Source organism: Steroidobacter sp. (assembly GCF_036402275.1).
Classification (GTDB): domain Bacteria; phylum Pseudomonadota; class Gammaproteobacteria; order Steroidobacterales; family Steroidobacteraceae; genus Steroidobacter.
In genome coordinates this window covers 19,269-41,679 of the sequence record NZ_DASWTF010000041.1, presented here as the reverse complement: position 1 = coordinate 41,679, position 22,411 = coordinate 19,269, and the positions used below count along the sequence as shown (strand labels likewise).

Below are 22,411 nucleotides of genomic sequence, written 5' to 3'. Positions count from 1 at the left end.
TCAGAAACGCCAGTCCAGGCTCACCGAGTAGTTGCGTGGGGCGCCGTAGTAACCCACGTCATACAAGCTGGTGATGTACTTCTCGTCGGTGATATTTCCAACATTGGCGCGCACCGTGAGATTCCGCTGGATTGCCCAGGCTGCGAATCCATTCACAAGGGCATAGCTATCCTGGTCAACCCGGTGGAAGGTGTAGGCCTCCTCGCCGAACACACCGCTCTGCCACTTGCCGCTGACGCCGAAGGACAGCGCCGTGAAGCTCGGCACTCGCGCGCTGATCGTCATATTGGCGGTACGCCGCGGCACCCAGTGATAGGTATCCTCGCCGCGGTCGCCATCCATCCTCAGATAGGTATAGCCGAGCAACACGTCGACGTGTTCATTGAGCTTGCCGGTAGCCTCGAACTCGATGCCCTCGGATTCGACATCGACTTCAGCATGGTAGGCGTAGGCGAAGCCGTCCATGAACCGCGTGTCGACGTACGTCGCCAAGCCGTCCTGCTTGGCCTTGAACAAGGCAAACGTGGTCAACAGGCGCTGGTCCAGCCACTCGACTTTGACGCCGGCCTCGTAGTTCGTGCCCTTGCTCGGCCCCAGATAGTTGCGGTCGAAGTCGACCTGCTCCTGCGGCTGGAAGATGTACGAATAATTGAGGTAGCCGAGCACCTTGTCGGTGAAGTCGAAGGTCAGGCCGGCATACGGGCTGAGCTCGCGATCGGTCTTGTTGGTGCGCTTGCCTTCGTTGTCGACGGCGTCGAGCTCGTATTCGGCCCAGTTGAAGCCGACGATGGCCTTGAGCCGCCAGGTCAGCGCCAGACGGCTCGCGCCGAACACGCGCTTCATCTTCTGATCCATGGTCGTGTACACCTCACGCTCGCCCCAGACCGGCTCGGGGATCGCGTCGCCGGCAAACGGGAAGGCCGGCAATGCACCGAACTGAACGCCCGTCGTGTCGGTGGGGTTGTACCAATCGGTGCCATCGCTCGTCGCCCAACTCACGCCGAGCATCGCCTCATGCTCGCGGCCGAACAGCTCGAACTTGCCGTTGAGCTTCACGTCCGCCAGATGAGCTTCGGTTTCGTACGGACTCTTGTAAGCCCAGCCATACAGCCCCTCGTGAGTGACCGGATCGAGGCCGGTGAGCGAATAGGCCATGAATATTTTGGAGTCGTGGTCGTACAGGCGGTAGTTGTAGGACGTCTTCAGTTGCCAGTTCTCGCCGAGCTGATGGGTGTAGTCGACGAAAGCGGCATGCGTGGTCGAATTCCAGTACGTCCAGTCCTGCGTGGCCGAGGCGCTGCGAGACCAGTCGAGCCGCTCTCCATCAACGGTCGTGAACGTCAGCGCGCCCCACATGCCGTGATTGGTGTTGGCCTCCTGCCAGGAATAGCCCAACGCCAGCGTGCCGTTCTCGCCGATCTGACCGTCGATCACGCCGTAAACGTAGCTGCGCTCGGTCTCGAAATCGCGCAGGTACGAATCGCTCTCCTCCGTCGCGACCACGACGCGGCCGGCCCAAGTGCCCGCGTCGTTGAACGGCGTTGAATAATCCGCCTCGACGCGCCGGCGATCCCAGGAGCCGCCGGTCACACCGAAATGGCCCTGCGCTTCGTTGGTCGGTCGCTTGCGCACGTAGTTGATGGTGCCGGACGCGTTGCCCACGCCGGTCAGCAGACCGTTCGCGCCGCGGATCACTTCGAGCTTCTCGAAGCCGAAGGAGTCCATCGCGTTGGTGACCAGACCCCAGCCGTTGGGCAGACCCACGCCGTCGATCTGCGTGTTCTTGATTTCGAAGCCGCGCGCCAGAAATTGAGTGAGGTTGGTCGAGACCTGCTCGACCTGAATGCCGGTGGCCATGCGCAGCGTATCGTTGATGTTGTCGGCGCCGAACTGCTCGATCTGTTCCTGGCCGATCACGCTGATCGACTGCGGAGTTTCCTTGATCTCCATGTCGAGGTTGGTTGCGCCGCTGCTCACGCGCCGGGCGCGCTGGGCAACCACCATCACCTCCTCCAGCTCCGTGGCGCCAGTGTTCGTTGTAGCAGTGTCGGCGCTCGTCGTCTGAGCGTTGACAGTACCGGCGAACGCGCTCGCGACGAGAGCTGCCGTGGACAGAACAGACTGGCGCCGAGGCGCCGCAGGTCTAAGCTTCATTGATACAGGTCTCCCAGCCATTTCTAATCAGCCATTGCGATCCCCAGGGACAGAATATGGAATCGTCGCGCGCTGCCGTCCATCCACGCACAAGCTTCTGCCGACAACGGCTGTGCATTGAAACTAAAAGATTTTTCTCGCATCGAGCGCAAGAATCCGCGAGCCGTGCGGCACAAATGCGCAGATCCGCGCGGGCGTCTCGCGAAGAAAGATAGGATCGGCGCAGCCGGATCCGCGCGGTTTACATCCCGGACCCGATTAAATATGATAAATCGGAGCAGGTTGCCCAAGCAGCCGCCGCGCATGTCGAGGGGGATCCGTTCTGAAAAAGCCGCGCAGTATCGCCCGCACTCTTCTGCGTTCCGCTCCCGTCCTGCTCGCGATGCTCGCGCCGCTGAGCGCTGGCTGTGCAGAACCATCACCGGCAAAAGCGGGACCCTCGCGGCCGAACATCGTCGTGATCCTGCTCGACGATGTGGGTTTTTCGGACATCGGCAGCTTCGGCAGCGAAATCGCCACGCCCAATCTGGATGCACTCGCGCAGGGCGGCCTCCGCTTCACTCAGTTCTACAACAGCGCACGCTGCAGCCCGTCGCGCGCCTCGCTGCTGACGGGAACCTATCCGCACCAGGCAGGCCTGGGACATCTCGAGGCGATCTCCATCGAGGGTTCGAAAGGATTGCACGGCAAACTCTCCGACCGTGTCGTCACGCTCGCGGAGGTCATGAAATCGGCCGGCTATTACACCGCCATGGCAGGCAAGTGGCATATCGGCATGTCCCGCGGCGTCGCGCCGTGGCAGCGTGGGTTCGAGCATTCGCTCACTTCGGCGATCGGCGAGCTCTATTACCCTAACCAGCCTCAGCCTGCGGCCCAGAATGTATATATCGACGGCCGCGAGGTTCGCGCGAACTCGCCCGAAGTCGCCGCTGGCAATTGGTACTCGTCCGACCTGTTCGTCGATTGGCACACCAAGTTCATCGAAGACGCCGAGAGTCAGCGCAAACCTTTCTTCCTCTATCTGCCCTTCGTCGCCGCGCATTTCCCGATCATGGCGCCGCCTGAAGAAGTGGCGAAATTCAAAGGCAAATACTTGCGCGGCTGGGACGTCCTGCGACGCGAGCGCTTCGAGCGGCAGAAACAGTTGGGCATCCTCCCGCCAGAGACCGGGTTACCCGAACGGCTGAGTAACACCTATGACTGGGACAAGCTTTCGGCCGAGGACAAGGAACGTTTCGACACCATCATGGCGGTCTATGCAGCGAACATCAGCCGCATGGATCGCGCGGTGGGCACGCTGATCGAGCGATTGAAGCAGTCGGGCAAGCTCGACAACACACTCATCGTGTTTCTTTCCGACAATGGCGGCAATGGCGAGAGCGGCCCGGATGGTCGCCTACGCGGCAGCGATCCCGGTGGGCCCCAGTCGGTCGTGTTCGCCGGGATGAACTGGGCGACGTTGCAGAACACACCCTTCCAGTACTTCAAGCACTACACCGAGGAAGGCGGCATCGCGACGCCCTTCATCGTCCATTGGCCCAAGGGTATCGCTGCCGAGCTACGCGGCAGCCTGGTGCGAGAGCCGAGCCATTTGATCGACGTGATGCCGACGCTCGTCGAATTGAGCGGCGCGACCTATCCCAAAACTTTCAACGGCCGCGAGATCATTCCTATGCAGGGCCGCAGCCTGACGCCGGCCTTCCGAGGCAAATCGCTCTCGCGCGCCGAACCGATTTTCTTCGAGCACGAGGGCAACCGGGCCGTCCGCGATGGCAAATGGAAGGTCGTCGCACGCTTCGAGCAGCCTTGGCAGTTGTTCGATATGTCGGTCGACCGAGTCGAGCTTCACGATCTCGCGGCCACGCAGCCCGAGCGCGTGCGACAGATGGCCGCACAGTGGGACGCTTGGGCTCAGCGTAGCCATGTCGATCCCTGGCAGCACGCTTACGACCCCTACTTGAAAGGCAAGCCGCGCCAGAACTGGGGCGGAGGCGAAACTCCAGAACGCCCGTGGGCAATGAAGCGTTAACCGCGCAAAGAGGAAAGCAAACGATGAGAAAGATGACGAGGCTGGCGGCGGGGATCCTCGCCGGCGTTGTAACTTTGTGCGGTCCCGTGACCGCCCAGAATGCGGGCCCCGGCTCCAGTTACGTCGGCCCGATCGTCACCAAATGGGGCAAGGCCGTAACGCCGGAGAATGCCTGGCAAAGCTATCCCCGTCCGCAACTCGAACGTTCCGACTGGCTCAATCTCAATGGCTCGTGGGACTACGCGATCACCAAGGCAGCCGCCGCTCAGCCGAAAAAGATGGACGGCAAGATTCTGGTCCCGTTCGCCGTCGAATCGAAACTCTCGGGGGTGGCGCGCAAGGTGCTGCCGAATGAGCGCCTCTGGTATCGCCGCAGCTTCACCGTCCCTGCGAAGTGGAAAGGTAAGCGCACGATCCTGCACTTCGGCGCGGTCGACTACGAATCGCAGGTCTTCGTCAACGGTGCACCCGTCGGCGCGCATCGCGGTGGGTCCGACCCGTTTAGCTTCGACATCACCGAGTTTGTGAAGTCAGGAGCAAACGAGCTCGTCGTGCACGTCTCCGATCCGACGTCCACGGGCGATCAGCCGCGCGGCAAACAGACACTCAAGCCTGAAGGCATCTGGTACACCGCCGTCACGGGCATCTGGCAGACGGTGTGGCTCGAGGCGGTTCCCGATCTCTATATCAAGGACGTGCGTGCGACACCCGATATCGATCGCGGTGTGGTCTCGGTGGAAGTGGCGCTCAACAACGCCACCAGCGCCACCGATGCAGTCCGACTCGTCGCTTCGGCGAACGGCAAGGTCGTCGCCTCTACCCTCATGCGCGGCAATCGCCGCACGACGCTCGCAATCCCGGATGCGCGTCTTTGGTCGCCTGAAGACCCGTTTCTATACGACCTGACCGCGGAGCTGGTAAAGATCGCGGATCTCGGCGTAACGAGCGGACGCGATGCACGCATTGCGCCTCTCACCACCAAAGAGCAGAACGCCTATGCCGCCGCGAAGGTGCAGTCCGATGGCGGCGACAAAGTCACGACCTACTTCGGAATGCGCAAGATTTCGGTGGGCCCCAACGTGCAGGGTCGCCCCGTGCTGCTGCTCAATAACAAGCCGCTGTTCCAGAACGGCACGCTCGATCAGGGCTGGTGGCCCGACGGTCTGCTGACGCCTCCCTCGGAAGAAGCTGCACGCAGCGACATGGTTTTCCTCCAGAAGGCCGGGTTCAACATGCTCCGCAAACACATCAAGGTGGAGCCCGCTCGTTATTACTACGATGCCGATCGGCTGGGCATGTTGATCTGGCAGGACATGCCCTCGGGTTCGATGGCCGATCAGTCCGTGCGCCGGCAGAGCGATCACGAGGCGACGTTCTCCTCCACCGCGATGGCCGACTATCAAAGCGAGCTGGCGCGAATGATCGGAGCGTTGCGCGCGTTTCCGTCAATTGTGATGTGGGTGACCAACAATGAAGGTTGGGGTCAGTACAACGCACGGATGATCGGGCAGCTTGCGAAAAACATGGATCCGAGCCGGCTGGTCAACGCGGCAAGCGGCTGGATGGATGTCGGCGATGACAGTTCCGACGTCTTCGATATCCATACGTACGAGGAAGTGCCGAACACTCCCGATGCGCACGGCTCTCGCGCGCTGGTGCTCGGTGAGTATGGCGGGGTCGGACTGGCGGTCCCCGGCCATCTCTGGTTCCCTGACCGCGATCTCAAAATCTATCAGGTGGCAAAGACCCCGGAGGACTATCTCGCCCGCTACAAGCGCAAGTTCGAGGAAGTGATCCGTCAGGCGAAGGAAGCAGGCGTCAGCGCCGCTGTCTACACCCAGACCACCGACGTCGAAAGCGAGCTCAACGGATTGCTCACCTACGACCGTGAAGTCGAGAAGTTTCCAGCGGCGACGTTCGCGGAAATCGCCAAGCCGCTATTCGATACGGAGCGCGCCGCAAGCGGTAACGAATGATCGATACCGAGTAACGCCGCCTTTTGCGGCGTTACTCGGCCCTCCATAAAACCGGCGTCAGGTCTGCCCAGGCAGCTTCGCGATCACCTTGATCTCGAACTGGAAGCCGTAGAGCCACGTGACGCCGATGGCAGTCAGCGTCGGGTGAGGCGCGTTGCCCCAGTACCGCGGGACCACCTTCCAGATCCTTTCGAAATGCTCGGCCGGGTCGACCATGAAGACGGTCACGTCGATCACGTCGTCGAACGTGCAACCCGCGCTGGCCAGCACGGCGTTCAGATTCTCGAAGGCGAGCGCGACCTGCTTCTCCAGATCCGGTTCCGGCGAACCGTCCTCGCGGCTGCCTACTTGTCCCGAGACGAATAGAAAGCCGTTCGAGCGGATCGCCGGCGAATAGCGATTGCGCTCGTAGAGCGCCTGACGGCCGCTGGGAAAAACCACGTCACGTGTGGCCATGTAGCACCTCCTCGATGCGTTGAAGCTGATCTTGCAGCCACGATAGAGCGACGTGCGTTCCGGATAAACGAGCAACCCCACCCATCACTGTTTGTATAATCCAAACAATCCTCGCCGCCTCCGGAGCTCAGATGGACCGTTTCGACGCCATGCAAGCATTCGCCCGCGTGGTCGAAACCGGCAGCTTCACCAAAGCGGCCGATACGCTTCACATGAGCAAGACCAGCGTCACGCAACTGGTGCAGCAGTTGGAGGCCCGACTGCGCGTCAAATTGCTCAACCGCACGACGCGTCAGGTCAATGTGACCGCCGATGGCGCTGCCTATTACGAACGAGTGGTACGCCTGCTGGCCGACATGGACGATGCCGAGACCAGTTTGTCGAGCGCATCGGCCTCGCCCCGGGGCCGACTGCGCGTCGATGTGCCCAGTCCGTTCGCTCGCATGATTCTGGTGCCGGCCTTGCCTGCGTTCTACGCCCGATATCCCGATATCCAGCTCGACATGGGCGTCAGCGATCGCATCGTGGACTTGATCGACCAGAACGTGGACTGCGTCGTGCGCGGCGGCGAGATCACCGACCAATCGTTGGTCGCGCGACATGTGGGCGATCTGCAGCTTGGCGTCTTCGCCGCGCCCAGCTATCTGCAACGCGCCGGCGTGCCCACACATCCGCAGGATCTGGAGAACACGGATCACCGCATCGTTGGCTTCCTATGGTCGCGCATCGGGAAGCCCTTTCCGTACGCCATGCGCCGTGGCGACGAAAGTATCAACGTGCATGGACGCTATGCCTTGGCCGTCGATGACGGCAATGCCTACCTGGAAGCCGGTTTAGCCGGCCTGGGCGTGCTTTGGCTGCCGGACTACATGTCCAAGGCACATCTCTCGCGGGGCGAGCTGACGCCGCTGTTCGAAGACTGGCGTCTCGACCCGATGCCGATGTATGTCGCCTATCCTCCGAACCGGCACGTCAGCGCGAAGCTGCGTGTGTTCATCGATTGGATCGCTGAACTGATGAAGCAGCATGCGCCTCTGGCCGCGGCGTAGCCGCCCGAATGGCCCCGGGTAGGGTCTGCCCGATCCAAGGCGAGGCCCGTTCATATGCGTGGCCGACTTGCAGCACGGCCAGGTCGGCATGGTTCGGTCCGATGATCTGCATCCCGATCGGCAGATTACGCGGGCCGCCGAATCCCGCGGGCACTGACAACGCCGGCAGACCGGCCATGGTCACGGGCAAGGTCACTTCCATCCAGCGGTGATAGCTGTCCATGGTCCGATTCGCGATTTGCGTCGGCCAGCGCAGTTCGGCATCGAACGGGAAAACCTGGGCGCTCGGCAGGACCAGGAAATCGAATGCCTCGAACGCCTTGCGGAAGGCTTCGTAAATACGAGTGCGGCCCATCTGTGCCTCGGTGATGTCACGAGCGCTGAGCTTGCGATAGCCCTCCACTTCCCAGATCGCTTCGGGCTTCATCATCGCGCGCTGCTCGGGCTTGTCCGCGAACGGGAGCAGATCGGCGCCGACCGACCAATGGCGCAGCGTCACGGCCGTCCGCCACATCGCGTCCGCCGGCTCGTCTAATCGGGCCGTATCGACGGACATGCCGATGGCGCGAAAGGCATCGAGCGCCTTTTCGCAGGTGTCGAGCACGCCCGGCTCCATCGGCAACGCGCCGGCCAGGTCGCCCAGCCATCCAATCCGCTTTTGTTTCCATTCGCGGTCCAATGGTTTCGTGAATACGGCGGGATCGTCCTTCAACGAGAAGGGTGCGCGCGGGTCCGATCCCGCCTGCACCGACAGCAATAGCGCCGTATCGCGCACCGTCCGCGCCATCGGTCCTGATGTCGCGAAGGTCTGGCCGAACACATCGCTCGAAGGCGCCGACGGCACTCGCCCGAAGGAAGGGCGGAAACCGAACACGTTGTTCCAGGCGGCCGGGTTGCGCAGCGAGCCACCGAAATCGCTACCGTCAGCCAGCGGCATTAACCGCAACGCCAGCGCCACCGCGCCGCCGCCCGAACTGCCACCGGCCGACTTGCTCGGGTCGTAGGCATTGCGCGTCACACCGAAGATTGGATTGAAGGTATGCGACCCCAACGCGAACTCCGGCACATTGGTCTTGCCGGTGAAGATCGCGCCCGCCGCCCGCATGCGCGCGACGACCAGCGAATCCGTCGTCGCGATATTGTTCCGAAATATCGGCGAACCCCGGGTATGCGCGATGCCCTGCGCCGGGGCGGTGTCCTTCACCGCGTGCGGAAAGCCATGCAACGGCCCGCGAAACAAACCTTTCGCCGCATCCTCATCCTGAGCCGCGGCCTCTCGCAGCAGCTGATCGCCGTCCACACGCGATACGATGGCGTTGAATTTTGGATTGAGCGCATCGACTCGGGCCAGATGCGCCTTCATCACCTCCCGGCTGGACACGTCGCGCCGCCGGATCGCCGCCGCCAGATCGACGGCTGTCATGGCGAGAATGTCGCTCCCCTTCTCCGCCCCGCGTGCCTGCCCGCTCACCGATTGAGTGGCGATCGCCGCCACCGGTGCAGCCATGAGCAGCTCGCGTCGTGTCATCTTGATCACTGGTTGAAGTTCCAATTCAAGGTGATGCCAAACGTGCGCGGACGAGTGATGAACTCGTTGCGGCCGGTGCCGGTGGCGGAAATGCCATAGCCGAACGTGACAGCGCGCCGGTCCGTGAGGTTGGTTACAAACAAACCGAGATCGAAGCGCCCCAGGTCGAAGTTCGTGCGCACGTCGAACTGGTTGTATCCGGCCACGCGAACGTTCGGCTGCTGCAGCGTTTCCGGCGCATCCGACAAATAGCGATGCGACAGGATCACGCTCGGCTCGAGCACAGTATCGAAGTTGTATGTGAGCGTGTTGGCAATCTGCCATTCCGACGCGCCCGGCAGCTGCGTGCCATCGAGCAGCGGCGGCGAGGCGATGGCGACCGTTTCTGTCAGCTCGGAATCCAGGTAAGTAATATTGGTGGTGAAGGTCAGCGGATCGATCGGGCGAACCGCCGCGGCCAGTTCCACGCCGCGACTGCGAGCGGTGCCCGCGTTCGTGCCGTAGGTGAGATTGTCGGGACGCACGAGCCGCACCTGGATGTCCTTCCAATCGATGTAGAACACGCTCGCATCGATTTGCAGCAGGCCGCCCATCAGTAAGCTGTGCGAGCCGAGCTCGTAATTCCACAGTTCGTCGGAGTCCCAGCTCGTCGGCGTGTCGAAGCCTGGCAGGTCCGCCACGGTGTTCGGATTGCCGAAACGAAACCCTTTGGAAGCGAGCGCATAGATCGTGTGATCCGAATTGGGACGGTAGGCGAGCGAGATCTTCGGCACGAAGCCGTCGCCCAGAGCTTCACGCTCGGGAATGAACACGGGGCCGTTCGGCGCCTGAATGCCATAACGTTCGAGTCGCAATGCATAGCGCGTGTCGAACAGCCGACCGCCCAGCGTCAAGGTCCAGTCCTGTGCAAACGTCAGGCTCGCTTCGCCGAACAGTGCTTTCTCATAGCCGTTGCGAAAACTGTAGCTGCGATTGAACAGGTCGCCCTGAAGCAGCGCCGGGTTGTAACGCGCGGCCAGGGCGTCGGCGCCGCCCGGCGCGATCGACAGAGTCGCGACCTCAGACTCGGTATCGGAGTACATTGCGCCGAACACCCACTTCAGCGCGCCGCCATCTTTGGACGACAGCCGCGCCTCGATGGTTCTCATGGTGGTAGTGAAATCCTCGCGCGACAGCACACCATTGGGCACGAAGTTTCGTACGGCGTTCGACAGCGACACGTCGCTGTCCAGAATGTGATCCTTGTCGTGGGTGGAAGCGAGCACGGTGAGATTGGCAAAGCTCACGTCCTGATCGAGACGCAGCGAGTGCAGCTCGATGGTGTATTCCGACGGCACGGGAAAACGCGTCGAGCGGTGGTACGGCCCGAACGTGCTCTGCACGGTTTGAAAATCCTCGAGCTGATTTTCCTGATACAGGCTCAGCAACGAAAGCGTGGTCATCTCGGAGGGCGAGAAGACGACGGATGCGCGCACGCCGTTCACTTCGGTATCGTTCGAGCCTTCGACACCGGTACCGACGTTGTCGACATAGCCGGCGTCGTTGCGGGTCGATCCGACGATACGCATAGCCAGCTTGTCCGCGATCAACGGCAGATTGAACATCGCCCTGGCGGTGTAGCTCAGATCGCCGCCGGAATGGTCGATGCTGCGCAGGGTTGTTTCGGTCGCCGCATCGAACTGCGCGGGATCGGCGGTCTTGACGATGTAATTGACAGCGCCGCCGAGCGAGGACGAGCCGAACAGCGTGCCCTGCGGCCCGCGCAACACCTCGACGCGATCGATATCGAAGGTATCGATGTCCGGAATGCCGGACGCGTAACTCGGCTCGGACAAAGGCACTTCATTGATGAAATAACCGGTCGGCCCCTGGCCCTGGTCGACGCCGGCAGTCGTGCCGACGCCTCGGATGGTCACGCTCGACTGTCCGGAGGTGCCCTCATTGAACACAACGCCGGGCAGGCGGCCCAAATAATCCGCGTTGCTCTGCGCGCCGATGGCTGTGAGCTGAACTCCCGTAGTTGCCGATGCCGCGCCAGCCAGGTCGCGCAGACGTTCTTTACGCTTGGTCGCGGTGACGACGATTTCCTCCAGACCCGTCGCGCCGGTCGTATCGTCCGGCTCATTCGCCGCTGTCGGGCCCGCCTTGTCCGCGATCAACAGCGCGCCGCTTTCGCCCACGATCAACTTGAGGTTGGTGCCCTCGAGCAACTTCATCACCGCCTGCTCCGCGGTGTACTCGCCTTGCACCCCATTGGTATGCACGCCCTTCAACCGATCCGCGGAGTACATGAACTCCGCGCCGGATTGTTCGGCGAGCCTCTGCAGAGCGGAGGTGAGCTCGCCCGCGGGAATATCCACCGGGCGCGGTGTGTCCGCCATGACAGGCATGCAGAGCGCCATCGAGCACGCAGCCGCCAAGAGGGTCGAACGAAGGGCCAAAGTCTTCAGCATGCCATCTCCCCTGCGACGTAGTTGTAGTGTCGCTTTAGTACGGAGACGAAGCACCCTGATTATTCCTGCGGGGCCGATTGTCCCTGCGGGGCTGGGCCTGCGACGAACGAACCCCGGAAATCCTGCATCTTTTGCCGCCAGCCGCGGTTGGGTTAATGTGCCGGCCTTGCCTCACGGAAAGCGCTGTGTTCATAACTTCCGAACTGGATCGCTGGTTCGCACGGGAGATCCTCGCCCACGAGGCGGCGCTCACGCGCTATCTGCAACGCGCCTGGCAGCGAGCGACAGACGTTCCGGATCTGCGGCAGGAGATCTACGTCCGCGTGTACGAAAGCGCCGCCAAGGCGCTCCCCTCCTCGCCCAGGGCGTTCCTGTTCCAGACCGCCCGCAATCTGATCGTCGACAGGGTGCGCCGTGAGCGCGTCGTTTCCATCGACTACACGCAGGATCTGGACGCCTTGAACGTCTTGATAGATGAAATTTCTCCGGAGCAGCGCTTGAGCGCGCGGCAGGAGCTGAAGCGACTGTCGGCGGCGCTCGATCAGCTGTCGGACGATTGTCGCAATGTGATCTGGTTGCGACGGGTCGAAGGCCTGTCGCAAAAGGAGGCGGCCGCCCGGTTGCGCTTGCCGGAGGGCACGTTGGAAAGTCATCTGTGCCGCGGGATACGTGCACTGATGAAGATGGTGCTGGGAGGCGGAACGCCGGACCAGCCACGGGCGAAAGCGAGAGGTTTGGACAATGAAAGCCAGCATGGATAGCGACGTGCCGGAGAATGAGCGCATCGAGGAAGCTGCCGCACGCTGGTTCGCACGTCAGCATGGCGACACGTGGACCGATGCCGATCAGGCACAGTTCGAAACGTGGCTCGATGCGTCCACTGCTCATCGAGTTCAATACCTGCGTGTCGTCACCACGTGGGATCAGTCGGCGCGCATGAAGGCGCTGAGCGCGGGGGTGTCTCCATGCGCCATTCCTTTGCGGGAGTCGTGGGGAGATCAGCGTTTTCCCGTTGGATCGACGACGCAGGCAGAGACGACTGGCGGCGCGCTTGACAGTGCCAGCCGACCGACGCGCTATAACCTGTTGAACTGGCGCTACGCAGCGGCGGCGCTGATCGCAGTGGCGCTGGGAGTCTATATGCTGGCCGTCGCTCCCCGGTTCGCAGCGGATCGCTACAGCACCACGCTCGGCGGCGTGGAGGACGTGTCTCTCAGCGATGGCTCGAAGATCACGCTCAATACCGACACCAGCATCCGCGTTTCCTTCTCCGACCACGAGCGCACCATCGAGCTCGACAAGGGCGAGGCATTCTTCGATGTCGCGAAGGATAAGACGCGACCGTTTGTCGTCTACGCTGGCAACAAACGAGTGATGGCCGTGGGAACGCGGTTCTCGGTGCGTCGTGACCGCAATGACGTTCAGGTCGTGGTCGCCGAGGGGCGAGTAAATCTTGCGGGCTCCGCGGAGCAACTGCTCGCCGCTCCCATGCCTGGCACCTTCCTGGATGCGGGCGCTGTTGCCCGCACATCGAACGCCGCCGTGTTGGTGCGCCCCGATGCCGGCGCCGAGATCGAGAAATTGCTGAGCTGGCGCAGAGGCTACGTCTATTTCGATAACGTCCCGTTGGCCGATGCCGTCGCGGAGTTCAATCGCTACAACACGCGCAAGATCGTCATCGAGGATCCCGAAATTGCCGCGCTCCGCGTCGGCGGCAACTTCCGCTCCACCAACATCGATGCGTTCCTGGAACTGATGCAAAGTGGTTTTCCGATCGCCGTCCACGATGATGGCGATCGCATCGTTCTGAAGGGCCGGTAGGCCCGCTCATTGTGGGGCAGCGTAATGCTGCCCCAGATACTCGACGATCGAACTCACTTCCTGCTCGGCCACGGGCGCTCCGAAGACGTCGATCATTTTCCGAACGCTCTTCTCCCACGCCGCACGATTCATCACCGGCGCGACCATGGAGATGTAATCGAGGCTGTGACAGACGGCGCAACGCGCCGTCGTCACGTCGCGACCGACACCTTCCTTCAGCCGTATGTTTTCTTCTCCCGCGCGCGACGGGCTTGCCGCGAAGGCGCAGAGCGTGAGTGCGAACGCCAGCGCATGCTTTCTCATACGACCTCCAGGTGCAGCGTCTGGATGAGGTTGTGGTGATAACCCGAAGGGTTCGGCGTGAGCTTGTCCGTCTGCTGAGTACCGTTGCGGCTCGTGGCGCGCACCGAGACTGTGATTGGGCCAGCCTTCGTGGTATCGAGCGGAAAGTTGAAGCCTCGCCATGCGAAACGTCCGAGGTCCCGGCCCAGCGTCGTATCTCGCCAGGATCGGCCACCGTCCTGCGAGAACTCGACCTTGGCGATCCCCGCACCGTTGTCCCATGCCCACCCGCTGAGCTCGACGCGACCGCGAGTGAGACGAGCGCCGGCTTCGTGACTCGTCACGAGCGAGTTGACGAGAATGTCCGTGATCGGCGTCGTCTCCGACCCCTCCTGACTTTGAAAGCGCGCGCCGGGGAAAACGTTCGTAGGCACGCGATACGCCTTCTGCATCCAGAAGCCATCGAAGGCCTTGGGCACGATGCGGATCCCGGTGAGATGTTTCATCCAGTAAGTGGCCGTCCATCCGGGCACGACCAGCCGCGCCGGCGCGCCATTCCAGTGGGGCAGCGGTCTGCCGTTCATCTCGAACGCGACGAGGGTGTTCTCGTCGAGCGCGCGTTCGACCGGCAAACTCTTCACGAAGTCCGGCGTAGCTGGCAGCAGCGCGGTGTCCGCACCGTCGAAGACGACCTCGACTGCATCCGGGCCGACGCCGACCTTCCGCAGCACATCGCGCAATCGCACGCCAGTCCACGTCGCATTGCCAATCGCGCCGTACTGCCACTGCACTCCCGGCACCCGCGGTGTAAACATTCCACGCCGATTTCCCGAACACTGGTTGATGGCAGCCACGCTCACCCTTTCGAAGCCGCGCTTGAGATCGTCGAGCGACCACTCTTGCGTGCGGCTGTCACCTCCGACACGCAGCCGCCAGGTGCGCACGTCCACCTCGGGAATGTGTGCGAGGTGGTAGCGTACGAAGAACGCGTCGTTGGCCGTGAACTCGGAGCGCAGATCCGCGAGCGGAGTTTCGAAGTTCGGTGGCCGGAACGTGTGCTTGATCAGCTGCTTTTTGCGAGGCAAAGCGAACAGTTCGGGGTTCGCCGCCTCGGCCGCCAGCGCAGGGCCACCGATGTCTGCAAGCAGGAGGGATCCGCCCAAGCTGGCAATCATCCGGCGACGCGTGATCATGTCCGATCTCCGACTGTGGAGTACCTGGCAATGGTACTCTGTCTGCTCATCGCTGGCGCCCGCGAATCGAAACCGTATGTACTTGCCGCCCCATTTCGCCGAATCCCGGCCCGAGCAGCTCTTTCGCCTCATCCGCGAATATCCTCTGGGAATGCTCGTCACGCATACGTCCAGCGGCTTGGAGGCCAACCACCTTCCCTTTCTGCTCGATGAGGAGCGAGGCGCGTTCGGCACCCTGTTGGCACACGTGGCACGCGCCAATCCGATATGGCAGGAGGTCAACGATGGCGCCGAGGTGTTAGTCGTGTTCCGTGGAGCCCACGGTTACATCTCGCCCAATTGGTATCCGAGCAAGCAGGAGACTCATCGACATGTGCCTACCTGGAACTACGAGGTGGTGCATGCCCATGGCCGGATTCATGTGCGTGAGGACGAGAAGTTCGTCCGGGGCGTGGTGGCGCGCCTGACCCGGACGCACGAGGCCGGTGAGCCACGCCCTTGGAAGATGAGCGATGCGCCAGAAGATTACATCGCCGAGCTATTGAGCCACATCGTCGGCATCGAGATCGAGCTCACGCGAGTCGAAGGCAAACGCAAGCTCAGCCAGAACCGCGACGCTCGTGACTTTGAGGGCACGGTCCGCGCTTTGGAAGATCGAGGCCGCACGGATCTCGCATCGGCGATGAAACGCGCCGCCGATTGAAACGCATGCTCAAGCCCAGTTCAGGGCAACGGCGGTCAACAGCAGATATCGCCCCACCTTGGCCAACGTGACGAGCAATAGGAAGACGGGCAGCGGCTCACGCAAAACCCCTGCGATGACGGTCAGCGGATCTCCGATGATCGGCATCCAGCTCAACAGCAACGACCATCTGCCGTAGCGCTGATACCAGCTTCGATAGCGCTGCAATGCCTCCGGGCGAACAGGAAACCAGGAGCGCTCGCTGAAGCGCTCGAACAATCTTCCCAGCCCCCAGTTGACCGTCGCTCCGAGCACATTGCCTATGCTGGCAACCGTGACCAGCAGCCACGCAGGATAGGCATCGGTCAGCAGCAACGCGACCAGCGCGGCCTCCGACTGCATCGGCAGAAAAGTGGCGGCCAGAAAACCGGCGAAAAATAGTCCCGTGTAGATCGCCAGATCCGGCATGTAGGCGCGAAGAGATACGACGTCCATCGATCCTGTCACGTTCACACCCCGGGCCGCAATAGTTGCATGGAACCGGATCAGAACGCTTCGTCGAAGGCGACCTCTCCCTGCACGCCCACCTGATAAGCCGAAACGCGGCGCTCGAAAAAGTTCGTCAGCTCCTGCACGTCCTGCAGCTCCATGAACGCGAACGGATTGCGAACGTTGTAGCGCGTCGGCAAATGCAACGCCCGTAGCCGCTGGTCGGCCACGTACTCCAGGTACTGCCGCATCTCGTTACGCGTGAGGCCAACGACACCGCCTGATAGCACGTCTTCAGCGAATGCAGCCTCGCACTCCACCGCCTCTTCGATCATCGTCTGCACCTGCCGAGCCCACGAAGCGTCGAACAGATGCGGCTCCTCACGGCGCACCGTGTTGATCACCTCGAACGCGAACGCCATGTGCGCGCTCTCGTCGCGGAACACCCAGTTGGTGCCAGCGGCCAGTCCGGGCAGCAGTCCGCGCGAGCGAAGGAAATACACATAAGCGAACGCACCGAAGAAGAACAATCCCTCGATGCAGCTGGCGAAGCACGTGAGGTTGAGCAGGAAGCGGCGCTTGTCGTCGTCGCTGGCGATGCGCTGCAAATCGAACACTGCATCGGTCCATTTCTGGCAGAACTCAGCCTTACGGCGAATCGAAGGAATGTTCTCGATGGCCGCGAACGCCTGAGCGCGCCGCTGCTGATCGGGCACATAGTTGTCGAGCAGCGTCAGATAGAACTGAATGTGCAGCGCTTCCTCGAACAGCTGGCGCGACAGATACATCCGCGCCTCTGGCGAATTGATGTGCCGGTACAAGCTGATGACCAGATTGTTCGACACGATCGAATCGCCAGTGGCGAAGAACGCCACCAGCCGCTCGATCAGGTGCCGGTCGGCTGGCGTCATTCGCTGCGACAGATGGCCAAGGTCGATCTGGAAGTCGATCTCTTCGACCGTCCAGGTGTTCTTGATCGCCGCCCGGTACATGTCGTAGAAGCGCGGGTAACGCATCGGACGCAATGTGAGATCGAAACCGGAGTCCAGCAACGACGATTTACCGGAAGTCATGACGGCGCTCACTGGCAGGCCTCGCACATTTCAGGGTTTTCCAATGAACACACCACTGCGGCTGTGTCGCTGACTTGCGCCTGCGTCGCCTGCACCGTCGTCTTGGCGATATTGGTCGCCGGGCGCGAGCGCAGGTAATACGTCGTCTTCACTCCACTCTTCCACGCGTACATATACATGCTGGAGAGCTGTCCGATCGTGGGGTTGGCGATGAACAGATTCAGCGACTGGCTCTGATCGATGTACGCGCCACGAGACGCTGCCAGGTCGATCAGTGCGCGCATCGGCACTTCCCACGCCGTGCGATAGATCGCACGCAGCGCCTCGGGAATATCAGCAATGCCTTGCACCGAACCGTCGGCGAGTTTGATCCGATTGCGGATCTCATCGGTCCACAAGCCGAGTTGCTTCAGCTCGTCCACGAGATACCGGTTCACCTGCAAGAAGTCACCCGAGAGCGTCTCCCGCTTGAACAGATTGGAAACCTGTGGCTCGATACACTCGTAGCAACCCGCGATGGATGCGATCGTGGCCGTCGGCGCGATGGCGATCAGCAGGCTATTGCGCAAGCCGTGCGCCTTGATTTCATCGCGCAACGCATTCCACTGCGCCACATCCGATGGCGTGACACCCCAGCTGTCGAACTGCAACTCGCCGTCGGCCGCGCGCGTGTCCTTGAACGCATCGTGCGCGCCAAGCTCGCGGGCCAGCTCCATCGAGGTGCGGAGCGCATGGAAGTAAATCGTCTCGGCAATGCGCGTCGACAGCTCCTTCGCCTGCGGACTGTCGAATCCCAGCCGCATCTGGAAAAACACGTCCTGCAAGCCCATCACGCCCAGTCCGACCGGCCGCCAACGCATGTTCGAGGCCCGCGCCGTCCCGATCGGATAGAAGTTCAGATCGATCACGCGGTCCAGCTGGCGCACGGCCGTCTGCACCGTTTGCGCAAGCTTGTCGAAATCGAACGAACCGTCGACCACATGCCGGCCGAGGTTGATCGAGCCGAGATTGCACACGGCGGTCTCGCCTTCGCTGGTGACCTCGAGAATTTCCGTACAGAGATTCGACAGATGAATCACGTTGCCGGCGCGCGCCGTCTGGTTGCCCGCGCGATTGCACTTGTCCTTGAAGGTCATCCAGCCGTTACCGGTCTGCGCCAGCGTGCGCATCATCCGGGCATACAGATCGCGTGCACGGACTGACTTGCGAGCCATGCCCTGCGCTTCGGCCTGGATATATGCCGCTTCGAATGCTTCGCCCCACAAGTCGGGCAGCTGCGGCACGTCCTTCGGATCGAACAGCGACCACATCTCGTCCTCTTCCACCCGATGCATGAACAGATCGCAGATCCAGTTGGCGAGGTTGATGTGATGCGTGCGACGGCCCTCGTCGCCGGTATTGTCGCGCAATTCCAGAAACGCCTCGATGTCCGCATGCCACGGTTCCAGATAAACGCAAGCCGCCCCTTTGCGCTTGCCGCCCTGATTTACCGCCGCGACCGACGAATCGAGCGTCTTCAACCAGGGCACGATGCCATTGGACAAACCATTGGTGGCGCGAATCAACGAGCCTTCCGAGCGCACCCGGTGCCACGCCACGCCGATGCCGCCGGAGAACTTGGACAGCAGTGCGATGTCCTTGTACTTGTCGTAAATGGATTCGAGCGAGTCAGCCGGAGAATCGAGCAGGAAACAACTCGACAGCTGCTCGTGCCGGGTGCCCGCGTTGAACAGCGTCGGCGAACTGGGGATGTAATCCAACGACGAGAACACGTGATAAAGGTCGATAGCTTCGTGCACGTTGGTGCTCAACGCGCAGGCGATGCGCATCCAGAACTGTTGCGGCGACTCCAGCGCGAGCCGGCGCGTCGGATGTTTGAGCAGATAACGGTCGTACAGCGTCTTCAGGCCGAAGTACTCGAACTCCTGCGTACGGCGCGCGTCGATGGCGTCGTTCAACTTACGCGCATTGCTCTCGACAAAGCTCATCACACGTTCGTTGATCAGCCCCACATCGAAGCCGAGGCGGATGGACTGCGAGAACGAGTACACGCCCTGCCCCTGCACTTCCTTGTCGATGAACCCCGCCAGTAACCGCGCCGCGAGTCGCGAATACTCCGGCTCCTCGAACGTGAACGAAGCGGCCGTGCGGATCGATAACTCATCCAACTCGCGCGTGGTCGCGCCGTCGTAGAGACCCGCGATTGTCTTCAGCGCCACTCGCATGGGATCGACTGCATCGAGGCTGTCCGCACAACGCGAAACAGCGCGAACGATCTTGTTGACGTCGACCGCTTCGCGCTCGCCATTGCGCTTGGTGACGCGCATCTGCGTGCGAGCCGAATGCGGCGGCGTCAAATGAAAATCGGCCTGATGAGAATCGGCGAGCGTTGCCATCATGTTCTTGTCCCCGAATCGATGGGGCTCGCGGACAAAAGACGACGAACAGCCCGCGCGCTCGGCACGAACCGTTACGACGGCCTTCGCTCCCGCGAGCGAGATCGGGTTATCGATGGAGGAATGCGGACAACGGAGACGCGCTTGCCTGCGAACGCAGCGACGCGAACATCCGCCTGCCCTTTCCCACGAGAGCCCGACAGCCTGTGCGCGCCTCGTCGACGCGCGATCCTCGGCAGGTCTTCGGGCTCATGGGCTTCGGTTACTTCTCGTAGCCGACCTACTTGGCGCCGCTTCCCAGGCTTCGAAGCCCAGTGCATTTCACGCCGTTCGTTCCCAATTACCGCTGCGGGGCAGCCCCGGAATGCGCGCCATGGCTAGCGCGGTCACCGGGTTCCCTTTTCAGCCTGCTCCAAAATACTGGGGCAGGCACCGAGGATGGACACAAGATATTGTGGTTCTCGGCGGGCGTCAACACCGACGACGCGACCGAACTAAAAGCTGGCGCTGAGTGTCACCCGAACCGTGCGCGGCTCGACGGGGTGGAAATGAATGTCTTCCACCGGCTCGGTCTCGTTGGCGAGCTGCGATTCATAGAAATACGTGATGTCGTTATCTTCGCTATCGAACACGTTGTAGACGGCCGCGCTGATTTTGTACCGCTGCCAGAACCGATAGCCGGCCTCCAGGTTCACGAGCGTGGTCGAACTCGAACGCACGCGATTGTCTTCGATGAGCGGCGCCGAGCCGAAGTGACGGAAGCGCGCGCCGCCGAACCAGCCCCTAGGATGATCGATGGCCAATCCCAGCGACGCGACGTTTTCGACGGCGCCTGGAATTCGGTCGCCTGCAGGGTCGTAGTCACCGAAGCGTGCGTGTGACCATGCGAGGTCCGCGTCAACGATGAACCAGCTCAGTGGATTCCAGATCACGGCAGCTTCGATGCCACGGCGCTCGCTGGCCCGGCTGGCTTCGGTCGTCCCGGCATCGCCGACGAACAGCAACTCGGAATCGAGCTTCAAGCTCCACAACGACACGCTGAACTGCGTGTTGGGCACCAGCGCCGTGCGCACTCCAACATCCAATCCGGTAGCACCCACGAGCGCATCTACCCTCTCCGCCGGTGTGACGCCGTCGGTCGGGTCGACCTGAATGGTCGTGCCGCGCGCGTCATTGCTGTGAAAGCCTTTGCCGGCGTTGAAAAAGAACTCCGTCTTGCTCCAAGGGCCGAGCACGAGCGAGAACTTCGGGCTTGCGATGGAATCGCTCTCGTCGCCTGAGTTTTGCGGGAGGCTCGCATCCACGTCGAACTCGAAGCGATCCGCGCGCAGCCCCACCGTCGTCCGCACATGGTCGCTCCAACGAGTGTCCAGACTACCGTAAACGCCATAGCTCGTTTGCCGAACGGCGTCCTCGCGCGTCGTATCGATTCGCTCCCGAGCGACCGTGCGATACAAGCCCACTTTGTCGATATCGTCGTGACGAACCTGCAAGCCGGAAGAAAATTTCTGCGATCGCCCCAGCCAGTCGAAGTCCCGATTCCAGGACCACTCGCCGCCGTAAACCCGGCGCTGATCGACCTGTTCGAACTGATCGCCGTTCTCGGGATCGGTGAAATAAGAAAAGTTCGAGATCAGATCCAGGTCGTAATCGATTGCATACAACAGCGTCTTGGATTGGCCCCCGCCGAGCGCAGTCGTCCAGTCCGCGGACAAGCTGTAACGATGCGAATCGCCACCGTCGGTGGGATCCACGGTGCCGAAGCGATCGATCGATCCGCTCTGCACGGCACGCAACGGAATTTGATCCGTGGAGCGCCACTCGCCTTCGTAACCTTGCGCCGTGATGCTGAAAGACCCGCCGTCAGTATCGCGGCTATAGCGCAACAGGCCATTGCGTTTGCGATAGTTCTCTTCGAGCTGCCACGGTCCGTCGATCAGCGCGTACTCGAAGCCCATCAACAATTGACCGCCGCCAACCTCAGCGGAGCCGGCGATCAGGCTGCGCATGTAATTGTCCTCGCCGCCTTCGAGCACAATCATCGGCGCCGCCAGCGCATGGCGATAGCGCATCTCCACCGCACCGGCGGCCGAGAAATTTCCCGTCTCGGCGTAGTAAGTTCCTTTGCGATACTCGATCGATTGCACGAGCTCAGGAATCACGAAGTTGATATCCGTGTAGCCCTGGCCGTGACCGTGCGTCGGCATGTTGACCGGCACGCCGTCGACGCTGGTTGCCAGGTCCGTACCGTGATCGAGATTGAAGCCGCGCAGGAAATATTGATTCGCCTTACCGTCGCCGCTGTGCTGAGTGACGATCAACCCAGGCACGACTTCGAGCAATTCGCCGGCCCGCAGCACCGGCCGTACGTCCAGTTGCTCGGCCCCGACCACGCCCTGACTCGCCGAAACCGGCGCGCCTTGCAAACGATCCAGCCTGCCAGTGACCACCACTTCCTCGATCACGCTGGTCGGCAGGCCGCCCGCGAAGCTCCCCAGTGGCGCTGAAATGACGCCGAGCCCGACCAGACTGCAATGCCAAAGGCTCGACCGTACCATTCGCGTCAACTCCACATGAATAACTGGCATGAAATCAGCCGAGGACCGTGCGTTATCTGAAAATAACGACCGGACGGCAGTGCGGGGGAACCCGAACGCTGCGACCATAGCCATTACGGTCGCAGTTGTTCTCCGGATGCACTCGGGATTCCAAAATCAGCAACGAGGGAGCCGCACCGAGACCTACGGTGCAGCATTCCAAGCTATTCGGCTGTCAAAATCTTTCGTAACGCTAGAGAAGCCAGGTTACTGTTGTATGACGGCTTACGTTT

The 22,411-nt window shown here is 61.8% G+C and carries 16 protein-coding genes and 1 riboswitch; of the genes, 6 read left to right on the top strand and 10 right to left on the bottom strand.

The genetic code is table 11. The features are described from left to right. Positions 1-2,154: a TonB-dependent siderophore receptor gene (locus VGD45_RS25510; protein WP_331158200.1), complete on the bottom strand. Its 2,154-nt coding sequence runs from the start codon at positions 2,152-2,154 to the stop codon at positions 1-3. 457 nt (positions 2,155-2,611) lie between these two features. Here VGD45_RS25510 and VGD45_RS25505 point away from each other — a divergent pair, with 457 nt between their 5' ends. Together VGD45_RS25505 and VGD45_RS25500 are read left to right on the top strand one after the other, a co-directional pair. Further along, the gene (locus VGD45_RS25505; RefSeq protein ID WP_331158199.1) at positions 2,612-4,183 is read left to right on the top strand and encodes an arylsulfatase; all 1,572 of its coding nucleotides are present in this window, start codon (positions 2,612-2,614) and stop codon (positions 4,181-4,183) included. Positions 4,184-4,206: 23 nt separating this feature from the next. Beyond that, entirely contained in the window at positions 4,207-6,159 is a 1,953-nt protein-coding gene (locus VGD45_RS25500) for a glycoside hydrolase family 2 protein (protein WP_331158198.1), read from the top strand. A 57-nt stretch (positions 6,160-6,216) separates the two neighbouring features. Here the strand turns inward: VGD45_RS25500 and VGD45_RS25495 are convergent, their stop codons facing one another. Beyond that, positions 6,217-6,615, bottom strand: a complete 399-nt coding sequence (locus VGD45_RS25495) for a RidA family protein (protein WP_331158197.1) — start codon at positions 6,613-6,615, stop codon at positions 6,217-6,219. Between the two features lie 131 nt (positions 6,616-6,746). Between VGD45_RS25495 and VGD45_RS25490 the strand changes: the two genes are divergently transcribed. Then, positions 6,747-7,664: a LysR substrate-binding domain-containing protein gene (locus VGD45_RS25490; RefSeq protein ID WP_331158196.1), complete on the top strand. Its 918-nt coding sequence runs from the start codon at positions 6,747-6,749 to the stop codon at positions 7,662-7,664. Here the strand turns inward: VGD45_RS25490 and VGD45_RS25485 are convergent. Both VGD45_RS25485 and VGD45_RS25480 read right to left on the bottom strand, forming a co-directional pair. Beyond that, positions 7,609-9,171 carry an amidase gene (locus VGD45_RS25485; protein WP_331158195.1) on the bottom strand — a complete coding sequence of 521 codons (1,563 nt, stop codon included), beginning with the start codon at positions 9,169-9,171 and terminating at the stop codon, positions 7,609-7,611. The two genes, VGD45_RS25490 and VGD45_RS25485, sit on opposite strands and share 56 nt — an antisense overlap. Before the next feature lie 26 nt (positions 9,172-9,197). Next, positions 9,198-11,645, bottom strand: coding sequence for a TonB-dependent receptor (locus tag VGD45_RS25480; RefSeq protein WP_331158194.1), 2,448 nt, complete (start codon positions 11,643-11,645; stop codon positions 9,198-9,200). Between the two features lie 185 nt (positions 11,646-11,830). On the opposite strand from VGD45_RS25480, the gene VGD45_RS25475 reads away from it, so the two are divergent. Both VGD45_RS25475 and VGD45_RS25470 read left to right on the top strand, forming a co-directional pair. Next, positions 11,831-12,406: a sigma-70 family RNA polymerase sigma factor gene (locus tag VGD45_RS25475; protein ID WP_331158193.1), complete on the top strand. Its 576-nt coding sequence runs from the start codon at positions 11,831-11,833 to the stop codon at positions 12,404-12,406. After that, complete coding sequence (locus tag VGD45_RS25470; protein WP_331158192.1) at positions 12,387-13,466, top strand: FecR family protein; 1,080 nt, start codon at positions 12,387-12,389, stop codon at positions 13,464-13,466. Before VGD45_RS25475 ends, VGD45_RS25470 begins: the two co-directional genes overlap by 20 nt. Before the next feature lie 6 nt (positions 13,467-13,472). Here the strand turns inward: VGD45_RS25470 and VGD45_RS25465 are convergent, their stop codons facing one another. Then, positions 13,473-13,769: a hypothetical protein gene (locus VGD45_RS25465; protein ID WP_331158191.1), complete on the bottom strand. Its 297-nt coding sequence runs from the start codon at positions 13,767-13,769 to the stop codon at positions 13,473-13,475. Continuing rightward, a complete protein-coding gene (locus VGD45_RS25460) occupies positions 13,766-14,941 on the bottom strand; it encodes a molybdopterin-dependent oxidoreductase (protein WP_331158190.1) in 1,176 nt (391 codons plus the stop codon). The genes VGD45_RS25465 and VGD45_RS25460 overlap by 4 nt, the downstream gene beginning before the upstream one ends. 76 nt (positions 14,942-15,017) lie before the next feature. On the opposite strand from VGD45_RS25460, the gene VGD45_RS25455 reads away from it, so the two are divergent. Next, entirely contained in the window at positions 15,018-15,644 is a 627-nt protein-coding gene (locus tag VGD45_RS25455) for an FMN-binding negative transcriptional regulator (RefSeq protein WP_331158189.1), read from the top strand. Positions 15,645-15,653: 9 nt separating this feature from the next. Here the strand turns inward: VGD45_RS25455 and VGD45_RS25450 are convergent, their stop codons facing one another. The 4 genes from VGD45_RS25450 to VGD45_RS25435 all read right to left on the bottom strand — a co-directional run bounded on the left by VGD45_RS25450 (position 15,654) and on the right by VGD45_RS25435 (position 22,139). After that, a complete protein-coding gene (locus VGD45_RS25450) occupies positions 15,654-16,091 on the bottom strand; it encodes a YqaA family protein (protein ID WP_331158430.1) in 438 nt (145 codons plus the stop codon). A gap of 77 nt (positions 16,092-16,168) precedes the next feature. Next, complete coding sequence (locus tag VGD45_RS25445; protein ID WP_331158188.1) at positions 16,169-17,185, bottom strand: ribonucleotide-diphosphate reductase subunit beta; 1,017 nt, start codon at positions 17,183-17,185, stop codon at positions 16,169-16,171. Between the two features lie 8 nt (positions 17,186-17,193). Continuing rightward, positions 17,194-19,584, bottom strand: a complete 2,391-nt coding sequence (locus tag VGD45_RS25440) for a ribonucleoside-diphosphate reductase subunit alpha (RefSeq protein ID WP_331158187.1) — start codon at positions 19,582-19,584, stop codon at positions 17,194-17,196. Positions 19,585-19,798: 214 nt separating this feature from the next. Beyond that, a riboswitch (cobalamin riboswitch) is annotated at positions 19,799-20,033 on the bottom strand. A 42-nt stretch (positions 20,034-20,075) separates the two neighbouring features. Beyond that, the gene (locus VGD45_RS25435; protein ID WP_331158186.1) at positions 20,076-22,139 is read right to left on the bottom strand and encodes a TonB-dependent receptor; all 2,064 of its coding nucleotides are present in this window, start codon (positions 22,137-22,139) and stop codon (positions 20,076-20,078) included. Positions 22,140-22,411: the final 272 nt, after the last annotated feature.

Excerpts from the sequence above, each read along its gene's own strand:
- VGD45_RS25510 (WP_331158200.1), bottom strand. The coding sequence starts at position 2,154 with ATGAAGCTTAGACCTGCGGCGCCTCGGCGCCAGTCTGTTCTGTCCACG.
- VGD45_RS25500 (WP_331158198.1), top strand. The coding sequence starts at position 4,207 with ATGAGAAAGATGACGAGGCTGGCGGCGGGGATCCTCGCCGGCGTTGTA.
- VGD45_RS25495 (WP_331158197.1), bottom strand. The coding sequence starts at position 6,615 with ATGGCCACACGTGACGTGGTTTTTCCCAGCGGCCGTCAGGCGCTCTAC.
- VGD45_RS25490 (WP_331158196.1), top strand. The coding sequence starts at position 6,747 with ATGGACCGTTTCGACGCCATGCAAGCATTCGCCCGCGTGGTCGAAACC.
- VGD45_RS25485 (WP_331158195.1), bottom strand. The coding sequence starts at position 9,171 with ATGGCTGCACCGGTGGCGGCGATCGCCACTCAATCGGTGAGCGGGCAG.
- VGD45_RS25480 (WP_331158194.1), bottom strand. The coding sequence starts at position 11,645 with ATGCTGAAGACTTTGGCCCTTCGTTCGACCCTCTTGGCGGCTGCGTGC.
- VGD45_RS25470 (WP_331158192.1), top strand. The coding sequence starts at position 12,387 with ATGAAAGCCAGCATGGATAGCGACGTGCCGGAGAATGAGCGCATCGAG.
- VGD45_RS25465 (WP_331158191.1), bottom strand. The coding sequence starts at position 13,769 with ATGAGAAAGCATGCGCTGGCGTTCGCACTCACGCTCTGCGCCTTCGCG.
- VGD45_RS25460 (WP_331158190.1), bottom strand. The coding sequence starts at position 14,941 with ATGATCACGCGTCGCCGGATGATTGCCAGCTTGGGCGGATCCCTCCTG.
- VGD45_RS25455 (WP_331158189.1), top strand. The coding sequence starts at position 15,018 with ATGTACTTGCCGCCCCATTTCGCCGAATCCCGGCCCGAGCAGCTCTTT.
- VGD45_RS25450 (WP_331158430.1), bottom strand. The coding sequence starts at position 16,091 with ATGCCGGATCTGGCGATCTACACGGGACTATTTTTCGCCGGTTTTCTG.
- VGD45_RS25445 (WP_331158188.1), bottom strand. The coding sequence starts at position 17,185 with ATGACTTCCGGTAAATCGTCGTTGCTGGACTCCGGTTTCGATCTCACA.
- VGD45_RS25440 (WP_331158187.1), bottom strand. The coding sequence starts at position 19,584 with ATGATGGCAACGCTCGCCGATTCTCATCAGGCCGATTTTCATTTGACG.
- VGD45_RS25435 (WP_331158186.1), bottom strand. The coding sequence starts at position 22,139 with ATGGTACGGTCGAGCCTTTGGCATTGCAGTCTGGTCGGGCTCGGCGTC.